Source organism: Paenibacillus sp. P5_B5 (assembly GCF_056400365.1).
In genome coordinates this window covers 1-483 of the sequence record NZ_JBFULK010000063.1, presented here as the reverse complement: position 1 = coordinate 483, position 483 = coordinate 1, and the positions used below count along the sequence as shown (strand labels likewise).

Here is a 483-nt window from a genome sequence, read left to right as displayed (position 1 = left end):
GCCACCAGCTGCGTGACCTGTGTGGCAGAAATGCCGAAGGTCATTTCGACCTACAACAAATACCAATCCCAAGGCTACGACACGCTGGCCGTGGCCATGAGCTACGACCCACCCAGCTATGTCGTCAATTACACGCAGACGCGCCAACTACCTTTCAAGGTGGCCATCGACAACACCGGCGCAGTGGCCAAAGCATGGGGCGATGTGCAGCTCACGCCGACAACCTATCTGGTCAACAAGCGCGGCGAGATCGTCAAACAGTACGTGGGCGAGCCCGACTTTGCGGCGCTGCACCAGCTGATTGAAAAGCTTCTCAAAGAGACCTGAAGCGTTTCGCTCCCCCAAAAGAAAAGCCGGTTCAAACGAACCGGCTTTTTTGTTGCCCAACCCCGGGACGGAGATGTCTCCATTCAAGCGGGGGCCGAGGGTCCGGCTTCGCCGGCCCCAGGCGCCGCCCCCTYGAGGGGGGAACAGGCTACACGC

Annotated in this window: 1 protein-coding gene; it reads left to right on the top strand. The window is 59.8% G+C overall.

Translation table 11 applies throughout. The features are described 5' to 3' along the window. Positions 1–327, top strand: a 327-nt coding sequence (locus tag AC1DOK_RS24555) for a TlpA disulfide reductase family protein (RefSeq protein WP_477556891.1), incomplete at its 5' end; no start/stop codon positions are given. Between the last annotated feature and the right edge of the window lie 156 nt (positions 328–483).